The sequence below is a fragment of the Dactylosporangium sp. NPDC050688 genome, from assembly GCF_040654515.1.
In the GTDB taxonomy this organism is placed as follows: domain Bacteria; phylum Actinomycetota; class Actinomycetes; order Mycobacteriales; family Micromonosporaceae; genus Dactylosporangium.
This window is the reverse complement of sequence record NZ_JBFAIC010000018.1, coordinates 119,922-134,554: the sequence shown is the minus strand read 5'-3', so window position 1 is coordinate 134,554 and position 14,633 is coordinate 119,922. Positions and strand designations below refer to the sequence as shown.

Here is a 14,633-nt window from a genome sequence, read left to right as displayed (position 1 = left end):
GGATCATGGACGGGCACTGGGAATGGTCGGACTCGGGTGAGGAGCCCGACACCGGTGACACCGCCGACCTCAGCGGTGACCATGGGTTCGAGCAGACCTTCGAGCACGGCTACGGCCAGGGTTTCGACGGTCACGGTTTCGAGCCCGGCCACGACGAGTTCGGCGGTGACCAGCTCGGCGCCGCCGCGCACGGCGGCGACGACCTGGAGGAGCCGCTCGGCACCGAACACGCCGCGGAGGCCTACGACCAGTCCGTCCATGACGGCCACACAGACGGCCACACAGACGGCGGTGGCGGGTTCGACCCCACCGCTGACGACACCGGCACCGACCCGGGTGATCCGGGTGATCTGGGTGTTCCGGGTGATCTGGGTCATGTCGACGTGGACGTGGACACGGTCGGACAGCTCGACGCGTTCGGCAGCGACCCGGACGTGCACGGCGACGACGGCTGGCCGGAGCCACAGTTCCCGGAGCAGCTGCACCTGGACGGCCCGCCGGAGCCCGTCGACGGGTTCCCGTGGACCGACGCCGGTGTCCTCGGCGGCCCCGACCCTTCGCTGTCCGCGGCGTACGACCCGGCCGGGTACACCGACGGCGCCGACCCGTCGGACCTCGCCGGCTACGCCGGCGCGGACGTGCCCGCGGGCCCGGACCCGTGGGGGCAGCTACTGAGCTCCGAGGACCCGGCGACGAGCTCCCTCGCCGGGTTCTGGGCCCCGCTCACCTGACCGCAACCGCCGAAAAGGCCCGCCACGCTGCGCGTGGCGGGCCTTTTCGCAAGCGCGACGGTCAGCCGTTGAACGCCGTCATCAGCAGGATCACGAACAGCACCGCGACCAGCACCAGCACCACGATGATGACCGCGACCCAGTTGCGTTCCCCCTCGTCGGTCTGCTGCTGCAGGGTGGGTTGCGGGGCAGGCCGGGCCGGCTGCGGCGGGAACGGGCCCGGCCGGGCCGGCTGCGCGACCGGCGCCGGCGACACCGGCGGCCGGAACGGCTGCTGCGGCGGCTGCTGCACGGGCGGCTGCTGCCGCACCAGCTGCACGGGCGGCTGCTGCACCGGTGGCTGCTGCTGCCGGACCAGCTGCACCGGCGGCTGCTGCGCCGGCGGTGGCGGCTGCCGGACGAGCTGCACGGGCGGCTGCTGCCGCACCAGCTGCACCGGCGGGCGCTGCTGCACCGGCGGCTGCCCGGGCCCGGGCCGGTTCATCGCCGGGGACACCGGCACCGCCGACACCGGCCGCTGCTGCTGCGGCTGCGGCGTGACGGTCCGGGGCGTCCCGGACGCGTGGGTCGGCGCGGACGGCGCGCCGATGCACAGGGCGCCCTCCACGACGACGGTCTCCGGCTGCTCCAGGGTCGTCGGCGCCACCCCCAGCTCCGTGTGGATCAGGTGCGCCGCGAGCGGGATCCGGGACGACCCGCCGACGAGGAAGATCCCGACGAGGTCCTTCGGCTGCAGCCGCGCGGACTCGATCGCGCGGCGCAGGCACGACACGGTCCGCTCCAGGTACGGCTTGACGAGCCCCTCGAGCTCCTCCCGGGTCAGGTGCGCGTCGACCTCGAGCGCCGGCAGGTGGATGTCGGTCGACGCGGTCCGCGACAGCATCTCCTTCGCGCCGCGCACGTCCTCGTACAGCAGGCGCCGCTGCCGGCGGGCGTTCGCGTCGGCTGGGTTCGCGATCGACGACCACTTCTCCGCGTGGCTCTGCGAGTACACCTTGCCGAGGTGCTCGACGATCGCGTGGTCGAAGTCCAGGCCACCGACGTCGGGCAGGCCGTCCTCGGCGAGGACCTCGAACCCGGACTGGGTGCGCCGCACCACGGTCGCGTCGAACGTGCCGCCGCCGAGGTCGTAGATGGCGAGGCTGCGCCCCACCGGCACGGCCGAGCCGAGGACAGCCGTGAAGTACGACGCGGCCCCGACCGGCTCCGCGATCAGCCGCGGGTTGCCCAGCCCGGAGATGCGGGCCGCCTCCACCAGCGCGGAGCGGCGCCGCTCACCCCACCGCGCGGGGTGCGTCATGCGCACCTCGTCCGGGGCGGCGCCGAGCTGCCGGCGGGCCTCGGTGTTGACCAGCGACAGCACGTGCGCGAACAGCCGCGGCACCGGCATCGGATGGTCACCGATGAACACCTCACCGTCGTCGATGCGACGTTTCGGGTTGGGTTCGAACCGGGCCGGGTCCAGCCGCGCGTTACGCTCGGCGTCCCGCCCGACGAGAACCTTCCCGTCGGTGTTGAAGTACAAAGCAGAGGGCAGCAAGGGTGAACCGTCGAACAGCAGCGGCCGCATCCGTGAGTCCGGGGTCCGGACCATCGCGACCGTGTTCGACGTGCCGAAGTCGATGCCGAGCACGCGCATGTGCGTCACCCTACCTTTGCCGATCCACACTCTGCGTCGCCCGGCAAGCCGTCTGCAAGCCCCGTGCAAGCCCGAGGACAGCAACAGGTAACCCGCCGTTACGCAAACTCCACCGAAGATCACTACATACTGTCGGCGTGGCCTATCTTGACCTGCCAGGACCGTTGGGTTTCGCCCACCGTGGCGGCGCGGCGGCCGGTGACGAGAACACGACAGCGGCGTTCGCCCGCGCGGTCGAGCTCGGCTACCGGTACATCGAAACCGACACGCACGCCACCGCCGACGGTGTCGCGGTCGTGTTCCACGATGACACGCTGCACCGCATGCTGGGGCGCCCGGGTCGGATGATCGACGTAACGTGGGCGGACCTGCGCACCGTCCGCGTCGGCGGGGCCGCCGCGGTGCCCCGCCTCGACGAGGTCCTCGACGCGTGGCCGGACGTCCGGTTCAACATCGACTGCAAGACCGACGCGGCCGTCGACCCGACCCTCGACGTGGTGCGCCGCGCCGGCGCCGGGGACCGGGTGCTGCTCGCCGCGTTCTCCTCCCGCCGCCTCACCCGCATCCGCCGGCTCGCCGGCGGGCAGTTGGCCACGTCGCTGGGCATGCGGGAGGTCGCCGTGCTGTACACGGCGTCGCTGACCGGCCGGCCCGTCAACCTGCCCGCCGGGGTCGTTGCCGTGCAGGTCCCGCCCCGGTACGGCCGCCTGACCCTCGCCTCGCCTCGGTTCATCCGGTACGCCCACCGCCTCGGCTTGCACGTGCACCTGTGGACGATCGACGACGCCGACCAGATCGGCCACTTCCTGGACCTCGGTGTTGATGGCATCATGACCGATCACATCGAGGTGCTCCGCGACGTGTACGACGCCCGTGGCATCTGGAACCCCGCATGAGCACCACCTGACCACCCGCCTGAACACCGCCGCAGGAACCGATGCAGGAGAGGCCGGCCCGTGTCCGCTGTCGAGACACCACAGACGCCTGAGACGCCTGAGACGCCGCAGCTCAGCACGAAACGGGAACGGGTCGGCTGGTACTTCTACGACTGGGCGAACTCGGCGTTCTCCACGACCGTCGTCACCGTCTTCCTCGGCCCGTACCTGACGTCGATCGCGGAGAAGGCCGCCGGCTGCGACGGCGACACCTGCGACGACGCCGTCATCCACCCCCTCGGCATCGCGATCGCGCCCGGCGCCCTGTTCCCGTACACGGTGAGCCTGTCGGTGTTCCTCACCGTGTTCGTCCTGCCGGTCGTCGGTGCCGTCGCCGACCGGTCCCCGCGCAAGAAGCAGCTGCTGGCGCTGTTCGCGTACCTCGGCGCCGCCGCGACGACCGGCATGCTGTTCCTCACCGGCGACCGGTACCTGCTCGGCGCCGGACTGTTCCTGGTCGCGAACATCGCGTTCGGCGCGTCCGTCGTGGTGTACAACTCGTTCCTGCCGCAGATCTCCTCCGAGGAGGACCGCGACCGGGTCTCCAGCTTCGGGTGGGCGTTCGGGTATCTCGGTGGTGGCCTGCTGCTGCTGCTCAACGTCGCCGCGGTGCTGATGAAGGACAGCCTCGGCATGTCCACCGGTGAGATCGCCCGGTACAGCATCGTGTCGGCGGGCCTGTGGTGGGCCGGGTTCACCACGATCCCGCTGCTGCGGCTGCGCAACCGGCCGCTGCTGGAACCGGCCGCGGCCGGCGCGAACCTGCTCACCGACGGGTTCCGGCAGCTGTGGCACACGCTGCGGTCGTTGAAGGCGTACCCGCTGACCCTGTTCTTCCTCGTCGCGTACCTCATCTACAACGACGGCATCCAGACCGTGATCGCCCTGGCCAGCCAGTACGGCACGAAGGAACTCGGCCTGTCCGACGACGTGCTCGTCCCGACGATCCTCATGGTGCAGTTCCTCGCGTTCGCCGGGGCGCTGCTGCTGGGGTGGTTCGCGAAACGGTACGGGGCGTGGAAGACACTGCTGGGCAGTCTCGTGCTGTGGACGGTGATCATCGTCATCGCGTACTTCCTGCCGGCGAAGCAGCCGCTGCTGTTCGTCGCGCTCGGCGGCGGGATCGGCCTGGTCCTCGGCGGCAGCCAGGCCCTGTCACGGTCGCTGTTCTCGCAGCTGATCCCGAAGGGCCGCGAGGGTGAGTACTTCGGCATCTACGAGATCTCCGACAAGGGCACCAGCTGGCTGGGGCCGCTGCTGTTCGGCCTCGCCTACGACACGACCCGCAGCTACCGGGTCGCGATCATCTCGCTGCTGGTGTTCTTCGTCGCCGGGTTCCTGGCGCTGCTGGCGGTGCCGATGCGCAAGGCGATCCAGCAGGCCGGCAACACACCCCCCGCCCGCCTGTGACCGCGCACGGCGCGGGCCGGTAGCCACCGCGGCGGCGCGGTGGTTAGATACGCATCCGTGCGGTACCGGCTGCTGGGCCCCCTCGCGGTCGACGTCGCCGGGCAGCCGGTGCAGATCGCCGCGGCCCGCGACCGGGTGCTGCTGGCGATGCTGCTGCTGCAACCGAACCGGGTCGTCACCGTCGACCGGCTCGTCGACGCCGTGTGGGGTGCCGCCGCCCCGGCGACCGCCCGGGCGCAGCTGCACACGTGCGTGTCGCGGCTGCGCCGGCTGCTGCCCGACCTGATCCGCACCGACACCGCCGGCTACCGCGCCGTCGTCGCCGCCGGCGACCTCGACACGCTCACGTTCGCCGCGCTCGTCACCGCCGGGCGGGCCGCGGCCGCCGCCGGTGACCTGCACACCGCCCACACCCAGCTGCGCTCGGCGTTGCGGCTGTGGCGGGGCCCGGCCCTCGCCGGGGTCGACAGCCCACCGGTGCAGGCGCACGCGGTCGCCCTGGAGGAGCACCGCGACACGGCCGTGGAGGACTGCGTCGACGTGGAGCTGCGCCTCGGCCGGCACGTGGAGCTCATCGGGCAGCTGACCGCCCTGGTCGAGCAGCACCCGCTGCGGGAACGGCTCACCGGGCAGCTGATGACGGCGCTGACCCGCGCCGGGCGCACCGCCGACGCGCTCGCCGTGTACCGGCGGCTGCGCAAGGCCCTCCACGACGACCTCGGCCTGCCACCCGGTGACGCGCTGCAACGCCTCCACCACCTCCTGCTGCAACCCGCGCCCGGACCGGCGCCGGCGCCCGCGTCGCTGGCCGTACCTGCGCGGCAGCCGCGGCCGTGGACGCTGCCACGGGACATCACCGACCACTCCGGCCGCGAACACCTCCTCGCCGAGCTCATCGCCACCACCGACGACCTCGACCCCGACGGCGGCTCCACGGCCCCGACGGTCCCGACGGTGCTCACCGTCGACGGGATGGCCGGCGTCGGCAAGACCAGCCTCGCCGTGCACCTCGCCCACCGCGTCGCCGCCCGCTACCCCGACGGGCGGCTCTTCCTCGACCTGCACGCCCACTCCGACCGGCCGCCGCTACCCCCGCACGAGGCCCTCGCCGTGCTCCTGGCGCACCTCGGCGTGCCACCCGCCCGCATCCCCGCCGACCCCGACGACCGCGTCGCCCGCTGGCGCAGCGAACTCGCCGACCGCCGCGTCCTCGTCGTGCTCGACAACGCCGCCGACGCCGCGCAGGTCCTGCCGCTGCTGCCCGGGTCGTCGCCGAGCCTCGTCATCGTCACCAGCCGCCGCCGCATCGCCGGCCTCGACGGCGCCCGGCCCGTGTCCCTCGACGTGCTGTCCGCGGTCGAGTCCCGCCGCCTCATCACCGCCGTCGTCGGCGCCCGCGCCGCCGCCGACCCGGCCGCGACCGCCGAGGTCGCCCGCCTCTGCGGCCACCTGCCGCTCGCGCTGCGGCTCGCCGCCGCCCGGCTCGCGCACCGCCCGACGTGGAGCGTCGCCGACCTCGCCGACCGGCTGCGCCGCGCCCACCCCGCCGCCGTCGACCTCGCCGTCGACGGCCGTTCCCCGCACGCGGCGTTCGAACTGTCGTACCGGCAGCTGCCACCACCGGCACAGCGGCTGTTCCGGCTCCTCGGCGTGCACCCCGCCGGGGAACTGTCCACCCAGGCCGCCGCCGCCCTCGCCGACCTGCCCGCCGCCGACACCGACACACTGCTCGGCCAGCTCGTCGACAGCCACCTGCTCAACGAACCCGTCGCCGGCCGGTTCCGCCTGCACGACCTGCTCCGCGAGTACGCCACCCACCTCGACGACCCCGACCGGGAACCCGCCACCCTGCGCCTGCTCGACTTCTACCTGCACGCCACCGCCGCCGCCACCAGACTGTGGGAAAGCAACCGCGACCGGGACCCGATCGACTTCACCGACGTCGGCCCGCACGTGCCCACGTTCACCGACATGATCAGCACCCGGCGGTGGCTGGACCTGGAATGGGCCAACGTCGTCGCCGCCGCCCACCTCGCCGACCGGCTCGGCTGGCACCGCCACACCGTGCTGCTGCCCCGCGCCCTGTGGGGGTACCTGTTCCGCAACTCGATGAACGACGTGTCCCTGGACCTGCACCGCCGCGCCCTCACCGCCGCGCACACCCTGCACGACCCGGACCTCGTCGCGATGACCCACAACTACCTCGCGTCCGCGCACGCCCGCGGCGGCGACCTCACCTCCGCCGCCGCCCACCTCGCGCTCCTCGTCACCCACCCCACCTGGGGTGTACGGGCCCGCACCAACCTCGCCTACGTGTACCTCAACGTCGGCCGCTACGACGAGGCACTGCACCTCATGGACCGGTCCCTCGTCGCCGGCGACGACGGCTGGCACGTCAGCGTCCAATGGACCGCCCTGGCCGGGATGCTCCGCGCCGTCGGCCGGCACACCGAGTCGGCGCTCATCGCGCAACGCATCCTCGGCTACGGCCGCCGCACCGGCCTCACCTGGCCCACCGCCGTCGGCGCCGTCGAACTCGGCCTGACCCGCGCCCGCCTCGGCCGGCACCGCCAGGCGGTGCTGCTGCTCACCTGGGCCCGCCGGCAGCTCGGCGGTGACGTCGGCCCCGCCACCGAACTCGAGGCCCGCTGCCACCTCGGCGCGAGCCTGCTCACCCTCGGCGCCCACGACCGCGGCCTGCACCTGCTGCGCACCGCCTACGAGGACGGTCAGCAGCTCGACCCGACCGTCGCCTGCCAGGCCGGGAACCTGTACGGCGAAGGCCTCACCGCGCTCGGCCGCACCGCCGACGCGAAACTCGTCCACGCGCAGGTCCTGGACCGGGCGATGCGCATCGGGCACCGCTACGAGCAGGCCCGCGCCTACCGCGGTCTCGGCGTCACCACCACCGACCCGCGGCTGGCCCGCGACCGGCTGCGCACCGCCCTGGAACTGTTCGACGCGATGGGCACCCCCGAGCGGCACGAGGTGCGGACGCTGCTGCAACGACTGGAACAGTAGGCTGCACGGTCGTGACGTCCTCCACCCCCGCCCTCGACGAAGACCCGTCCGCGTGCGTCGCCGCCGGTGACAGCCGGCTACGCCGCGGTGGCTCACTGAAGTTCTTCTACGGCCCGATGGACTGCGGCAAGTCGACCCTGGCGTTGCAGATGGACTACAACCACGCCCGGCAGGGCCGCCACGGCCTGGTCCTGACCACCATCGACCGGGCCGGGCCGGGCCGCCTGTCGACCCGCATCGGCCTGGGCAAGGAAGCCGTCGAGGTCGGCGCCGACCTCGACATCCGCGGCCTGGTCCGGCAGCGGTGGGCGCAGGGCATCCGCGTGGACTACCTCATCTGCGACGAGGCGAGCTTCTACACCGTCGCGCAGATCGAACAGCTCGCCGACCTCGTCGACACCTCCGACGTCGACGTGTACGCGTTCGGCCTCGCCACCGACTTCCGCACCAGCCTGTTCCCGGCGGCGCAGCGGCTGTTCGAACTCGCCGACGAGGTGACCCGCGTGCAGGTGGAGGTGCTGTGCTGGTGCGGCCGGCCCGGCCTGCTCAACGCCCGGGTCGTCAACGGCGGCATCGCCCGCGAAGGTGACCAGGTCGTCATCGGCGACACCGACGCCGACGCCGCCACCGGCAACGTCTCAGGGGACGCCGCCGCCGACGATGTCCGCTACCAGGTGCTGTGCCGCCGCCACCACCGCGTCGGTGACCTCGGCCCCGCCGCCCGCACCGAGGGGCAGCTGCGGCTCGTCTAACTGATTACCGGACGGTAACCTGGCGGGCATGACCGGTCCGGAGCGAAGCGCAGGACCGGGCATCACGGGCGCAGGTTCCGTCAGGCCGGCGCCGCAGCGTAGCGGAGGTGATGGCATGACGCGTTTCGTGCAGGACGGTCCGGCGTTGCGTGACCCGTACACCAGCGACTGGCAACTGCAGAGCTGGCTCGAGCGGCTCCTCGGCCCCGACGGGCACGCCGCCGCGAAGCGCCGCCTCGCCGCACTGTCCGCCGACGTCCTCGGACCGCTGCGCACCGCCCACCACGACGCGGAAACCCACCCGCCGACCCTCACCCGGTTCGACGCGTGGGGCGCCCGCATCGAACGCATCGACGTGTCCGCCGGCTGGCAGACGCAACGGGCCGCCGCCGCCCGCCACGCCGTCGTCGCCCTGCCCTACCAACCCGGCACCGTGTGGGGCGCCCGCACCCGCGTCGTCCAGCACGCCCTGCTGCACCTGTGGGGCCCGGAGTCCGCGACGTTCTCCTGCCCCGTCGCCATGGCCGACGGCGCCGCCGCACTCCTCACCCAGGTCGCCCCGACCTCACCGTGGCTGACCCGGCTCACCAGCACCGACCCGGCCGTCGCCGTCACCAGCGGCCAATGGATGACCGAATCGCAGGGCGGCTCCGACATCGCCCGCTCCACCACCACCGCCCGCCCCGGCCCCGACGGCACCTGGCTGCTGACCGGCGACAAATGGTTCTGCTCCGCGATCGACTCCGCGATGGCCGTCGCCCTCGCCCGCCCCGAAGGCGCCGGCCCCGGCAGCCGCAACCTCGCCCCGTTCCTCGTGCCCCGCTACACCACCGACGGCGTCACCCCCGCCCCCGGCCTGCAGGTGCTGCGCCTCAAGGACAAACTCGGCACCCGCGCCGTGCCGACCGGCGAGGTCCGCCTCGACGACGTGCCCGCCATCCCCATCGGCGACCCCGCCGTGCCCGGCCTGGCCCGCATGATGACCCTCGTCGTCGTCACCCGCCTGCACAACGCGGCCGCCGCCGCCGGCGGCATGCGCCGCGGCCTGGAATACGCCCTCAGCCACGCCACGAACCGGCAGATCGCCGGCGGCATCCTCGCCGACAACCCGCTGCACCGCGCCACCCTCGGCGGCCTCGCCGTCGACGCCGCCGGCGCGTACGCACTCGCCGCCCACGCGTTCACCCTCCTCGGCGACGACCCCACCGGCGACGAACTACGCCTCGTCGCGCCCCTGGCGAAACTCACCACCGGCCGCCTCGCCGTCGCCTCCGCCAGCGAATACCTCGAAGCGTTCGGCGGCGCCGGCTACGTCGAGGACACCGGCATCCCCCGGCTGCTCCGCGACGCGCAGGTCCTGCCGATCTGGGAAGGCACCACCAACGTCCTGTCCATCGACGTGCTGCGCGCCCTCACCACCGGCGAAGGCGCCCGCCCACTGCTGCACCGCGCCGAGATCGCCGCCGACGCCGCCGCGTCCCGCCTGCCCGGCGTCGCCGAAGCGCTCATCGCCGCGACCCGCCGCCTCGCCACCGACGTCGAAACCGCCGCCGCCGACCCCCGCAACCCCCGCGTCGTCGCCGGCGCCCGCGAACTCGCGCTGCGCCTCGGCAACACCCTCACCGCCGCGCTGCTGCTCGAACACGCCGCGTGGGCCGCCGACCGCGGCGACGACCGCCCGGCGCTGCTCGCGTCACTGTGGACGCTGCGCCGCCTCGGCGGCGCCGACGTGTCCGCCGACCTGCACACCCACTTCGACCAGCTCATCTGAGCCGCTCCCACACCATCCGCTGCTTGTCCGGCGGCTCGTCCGGGGTACCGGCGAGCCGGGCCGGGTCACCACCGACCGGGACCGTCTCCACATACCGGCCGCCACGCACCCCGGTAGAACCGCTGCGCCGCCACGTTCTGCTCCAGCACCCACAGGTACAGCCGCGGCAACCCCGCCCGCCGCACCCCGCGCCGCACCCCGGTAGAACGCCCGCCAGCTCGCCGCGTGCAACGCACCGACCGCGTCCGCGTCGCCCGCACCCGCCGCCCGCAGGATCACCACCGGATCACCGCAGGGTCACACCGGTCGCCGCCGCGCCCGCGCCGCCGCGATCGTGTACGCCGGGTCCCGGTCCAGGTTGTGCCGGTCCCGGTCGTACCGGCGGGTCGTACGCGGATCCGCGTGCCCCATCGCGTCCTGCACGTCCTCCAACGGCACCCCCTCGTCCCGCGCCGACGTCGCGAACGCGTGCCGCAGCGAATGCGGCGACAACCGCGCCCACGCCGGCACCCCCGCCTCCTTCGCCAGCCGCCGCACCAGCCGGAACACCGCGTGCCGGTCCACCCGCCCACCCGTCGCCGTGACGAACAGCGGCCCGTCACCGTCGCCCCGCACCAGCAGGTACTCCTCCAACGCCGCGACCACGTGCGCGGTCAACGCCCGCCGCCGCGGCTTGCCGCCCTTGCCCACGAACCGCACCGTGCGGTGCCCACGCTCGGTGCCGATGTCGGCGACGTCGAGCGCGACCACCTCACCGACCCGCAACCCCAGATCCGCCAGCAACGCCAGGATCGTGCGGTCCCGCGCCGCCGTCGGGCCCCGCTGCGCCGCCGCCGCGGCCAGGATCGCATCGACCTCACCCGCGCTCAACCCGACCGTCGCCGAGGAGTCCCGGTCGACCCTCGGCCGGTCCGCACCACCGACCGGGTTCGCCGGCACCGCCTGCAACCGCAGCAGAAACGCATACCAGCTCGACAACGCCGACAGTTTCCGCGCCACGCTCGCCGGCGCCAGCACCCGCCCCGTCCGCGCGTCCACCGTCGACTCCAGATCCCGCGCGTACGCATTCACATGCAGGAACGAAACCCGCAACGGATCCAGGTCCCGGCCCGAACACCACCCCAGGAACTGGTGCACGTCACGCCGGTACGCCGCACGGGTGTGCGCCGACAACCGCCGGTTCGCCAGCCACGCGTCGGTGAAGTCACCCGACGCCGGGGTCAAAGCATGCTGGACGCTCTGCAGGGGACCCATCGATGCGCCAGTCTAGAGAAGAACCGGCCGCCACACCGTGGTCCGCTTCACCGGCGTGTCCTCCAGCGTCTGCGGCACCGGCACGTCATACACGGCCACGAACTCCAGGTGCTCCTTCGGCAGATACGCCCGGCCCGGGTCACCGACGAGACAGTCCGCGCCCCGCGCCGTCACCCGCCGCAGGAACTGCAGCACCTGCCCCGTCATCTCCCGGCTGTAGAACACGTCACCGGCCAGGACCACGTCGGCGTCACCGCCGTCACCGGGCAGCACATCCTGCAACCGCACGTCGATCCGCACGTCGTTCGCCTCGGCGTTCACCGCCATCGCCGTCACCGCCAGCGGGTCGATCTCCACCGCCGTGACGTGCGCCGCGCCCGCCTTCACCGCCGCGATCGCGACCAGCCCCGACCCGGCCGCCACGTCCAGCACCCGCCGCCCCGCCACCAGCTGCGGATGATCCAGCACGTACCGGGCGAGCGCCTGACCACCCGCCCACGCGAACGCCCAGAACGGCGGCGGCAGCTGCACCCCACCGGCGAACTTCTCCGTGTACTGCCACAGCTCGATCGCCTCGTCCGCCAGCCGCAGCCGCACCTCCGGCACGAGCGGGACCGGGGCGAGACTCGTGTGCGCCATGACGAATGCGGTGGACATCGGCAGCGACCCTATGTCACTCGTGCGTGCGACGCCCCGCCGGGGTTCGCATCGGTACCGTGCAATCCATGGGGGCGGCCCTCAGCTGGATCATCCTGGGCGTCGCGGTCGTCGTGCTGGTCCTCATCACGCTCTACGTCGACTCGCTGCGCCGCTGACCCTGCTGACCTTCGCGGCCCGCCGCGGTTCGCGGCGGGCCGCTCCGGCCGTCGCCGGCGGCCGCGGTTCGCTAGGGTTCGCCGGGTGACCCTGCACATCGGCGACGCGCAGCGACGCGCCCGGCTCGCGTGGCGGCACGGCCTCGCCACCCCCACCGGCGGCGGCCCCGAACACGTCGCCGCGGACGTCGTCGCGTTGCACGCCACCGACCCCGCCACCGTGTACCTGTCCGTCGCCGCCCGCCAGCCGACCACGACCACCGCCGGCATCGACGACGCCCTCTACACCCGGCGCAGCGTCCTGCGGATGCTCGGGATGCGCCGCACCATGTTCGTCGTGCCGACCAGCACTGCCGGCAATGTCGGTACTGCCGGCACGGCCGGCACGGCCGGTCTTGTGCAGGCCGCCGCGTCCGCGGCCGTCGCCGTCGAACAACGCCGCCTGCTCGTCAAACACCTGCAGCAGTGCGGCGCCGGCGACGCCGCCTGGCTCACCGACGTGGAAACCGCCACGATCGCCGCCCTGCACGCCCGCGGCGGCGCCGCGACCGCGACCCAACTGTCCACCGACGTCCCCCGGCTGCGCACCGAACTCACATTCCCGCAGGGCAGCCAGTACATCACCAGCCGGGTCCTGCTGCTGCTCGCCGCCCAGGGCAACATCGTGCGCGGCCGCCCCAACGGCACCTGGACCAGCAGCCAGTACACCTGGCACCTGCTCGACACGTGGCTCCCGCAGCCGCTGCCCGACCTCGACCCCGCCGCCGCCAGGATCGACCTGGCCCGGCTGTGGCTGACCCGATACGGACCCGGCACCGTCAACGACCTCAAATGGTGGACCGGCTGGACCCTCACCCACACCCGCGCCGCCCTCGCCGCCCTGCCCACCGTCACCGTCACCCTCGACGACGGCAATACCGGCATCGTCCTCGCCGACGACACCGACGACGTGCCGCAACCACCACCGTGGGTGGCGCTGCTCCCCGCCCTCGACCCGACCATGATGGGCTGGGCCACCCGCGACTGGTACCTCGGCCCGCACGCACCCGCCCTGTTCGACCGCACCGGCAACCCCGGCCCCACCGTATGGGCCGACGGCCGGGTCGTCGGCGGCTGGGCCCACCTGCCCGGCCACATCACCACCGAACTCCTCGAACCCGTCGACACCACCACCCGCCGCACCGTCGACGACACCGCCGAACAGCTCACCGCCTGGATCGGCGACGTCCGGATCACCCCACGCTTCCGCACCCCCCTCGAACGGCGACTGACCGAATCTGTCACACCCCGCGGGTAGGTTCGGCGCATGGTGTTGTGGGCGGTCGCGGCGATCCTCGCCGCATACACGATCATCCGGCTCGGCGGCCTCGAACGCGGCACGCCACTGGTCCAGCTCGTCGCGTTCACCCCCTACGCGGCGCCCCTGGCCCTGCTGTGCGCCGCCTGGGCCGCGATCGCCGGCGCCACCGGCCCCTGGCTGATCTGCCTGCTCGCCTGGATCTCACTGTCCGCGACCGTCGTGCCCCGCCTCATCGCCCGGCCCGCCCCACCCACCGGCGGCACCGGGGCGAAACTGCGGGTGATGACCGCCAACGTCCTGTTCGACCACGGCGACATGCCCGCCCTGCTGCAACAGGCGAAACTCGACGACATCGACGTCCTCGCCGTGCAGGAGCTCACCCCCGCGGCCCTCGACGCCCTCGACACCGCCGGCATCGACGGGCTCCTGCCGTTCCGGGTCGCCCACCCCGGCCGCGGCGGCACCGGCTCCGCGCTGTTCAGCCGCCACCCGCTCACCCCGACCGGCGGCAGCGGCGGCACCGAAGGCCCCGCCCGCCGCCACGAATGCGGCATGCGGCAGGCCGGCGCGACCATCCACGTCCCCGGCACCGGCGACACCACCGTCGACATCCAGGTCGAATCGGTCCACCCGTGCGCACCCCGGCCACGGCAGACCCGCTGCTGGGCGCGGAACCTCGCCGCCCAGCCACCCGCCGGCAGCGACCCGCCACGGATCCTCCTCGGCGACTTCAACGCCACCCTCGACCACGCACCGCTGCGCCGGCTGCTGCGCACCGGCTACCGCGACGCCGCCGGCACCCGCGGCCGCGGCCTCGCCCCCACCTGGCCGTTCAAACGCGGCCCCGGCCTGCCCCTCGTCCCACCCGTCACCCTCGACCACGTCCTCGCCGACCAGCGCATCGGCATCGGCGACGTCGCCACCAGGACCGTCCCCGGCAGCGACCACCGGGCACTGCTCGCACAGCTGCACCTGCCCCCGGCCCACCACGCATAAGGGAGCGTT

Annotated in this window: 11 protein-coding genes; 8 read left to right on the top strand and 3 right to left on the bottom strand. The window is 73.5% G+C overall.

Annotated features, from left to right (window positions below):
- Nucleotides 1–5: 5 nt before the first annotated feature.
- Nucleotides 6–731 (top strand): hypothetical protein, encoded by a 726-nt coding sequence (locus AB0H83_RS19800; protein ID WP_360095557.1) that lies wholly within the window; start codon nt 6–8, stop codon nt 729–731.
- A gap of 61 nt (nt 732–792) precedes the next feature.
- On the opposite strand, the gene AB0H83_RS19795 is transcribed toward AB0H83_RS19800, so the two are convergent.
- Nucleotides 793–2,370, bottom strand: coding sequence for an Hsp70 family protein (locus tag AB0H83_RS19795; protein ID WP_360095554.1), 1,578 nt, complete (start codon nt 2,368–2,370; stop codon nt 793–795).
- Between the two features lie 137 nt (nt 2,371–2,507).
- Here AB0H83_RS19795 and AB0H83_RS19790 point away from each other — a divergent pair, with 137 nt between their 5' ends.
- The 5 genes from AB0H83_RS19790 to AB0H83_RS19770 all read left to right on the top strand — a co-directional run bounded on the left by AB0H83_RS19790 (nt 2,508) and on the right by AB0H83_RS19770 (nt 10,259).
- Nucleotides 2,508–3,266, top strand: a complete 759-nt coding sequence (locus AB0H83_RS19790; protein ID WP_360095551.1) for a glycerophosphodiester phosphodiesterase — start codon at nt 2,508–2,510, stop codon at nt 3,264–3,266.
- A gap of 60 nt (nt 3,267–3,326) precedes the next feature.
- Nucleotides 3,327–4,715 (top strand): MFS transporter, encoded by a 1,389-nt coding sequence (locus AB0H83_RS19785; protein WP_360095548.1) that lies wholly within the window; start codon nt 3,327–3,329, stop codon nt 4,713–4,715.
- A 39-nt stretch (nt 4,716–4,754) separates the two neighbouring features.
- A complete protein-coding gene (locus tag AB0H83_RS19780; RefSeq protein ID WP_360095545.1) occupies nt 4,755–7,736 on the top strand; it encodes a BTAD domain-containing putative transcriptional regulator in 2,982 nt (993 codons plus the stop codon).
- A gap of 95 nt (nt 7,737–7,831) precedes the next feature.
- Nucleotides 7,832–8,488, top strand: a complete 657-nt coding sequence (locus tag AB0H83_RS19775) for a thymidine kinase (RefSeq protein ID WP_360095621.1) — start codon at nt 7,832–7,834, stop codon at nt 8,486–8,488.
- A gap of 115 nt (nt 8,489–8,603) precedes the next feature.
- A complete protein-coding gene (locus AB0H83_RS19770) occupies nt 8,604–10,259 on the top strand; it encodes an acyl-CoA dehydrogenase family protein (protein ID WP_360095542.1) in 1,656 nt (551 codons plus the stop codon).
- Between the two features lie 297 nt (nt 10,260–10,556).
- Here the strand turns inward: AB0H83_RS19770 and AB0H83_RS19765 are convergent, their stop codons facing one another.
- Nucleotides 10,557–11,513 (bottom strand): tyrosine-type recombinase/integrase, encoded by a 957-nt coding sequence (locus AB0H83_RS19765; RefSeq protein ID WP_360095539.1) that lies wholly within the window; start codon nt 11,511–11,513, stop codon nt 10,557–10,559.
- A 12-nt stretch (nt 11,514–11,525) separates the two neighbouring features.
- On the bottom strand, nt 11,526–12,170 hold the full coding sequence (locus AB0H83_RS19760) for a 50S ribosomal protein L11 methyltransferase (RefSeq protein ID WP_360095536.1): 645 nt from the start codon (nt 12,168–12,170) through the stop codon (nt 11,526–11,528).
- A gap of 243 nt (nt 12,171–12,413) precedes the next feature.
- Here AB0H83_RS19760 and AB0H83_RS19755 point away from each other — a divergent pair, with 243 nt between their 5' ends.
- Entirely contained in the window at nt 12,414–13,625 is a 1,212-nt protein-coding gene (locus tag AB0H83_RS19755) for a winged helix DNA-binding domain-containing protein (RefSeq protein WP_360095533.1), read from the top strand.
- Between the two features lie 9 nt (nt 13,626–13,634).
- A complete protein-coding gene (locus AB0H83_RS19750) occupies nt 13,635–14,624 on the top strand; it encodes an endonuclease/exonuclease/phosphatase family protein (protein WP_360095530.1) in 990 nt (329 codons plus the stop codon).
- Nucleotides 14,625–14,633 lie beyond the last annotated feature (9 nt).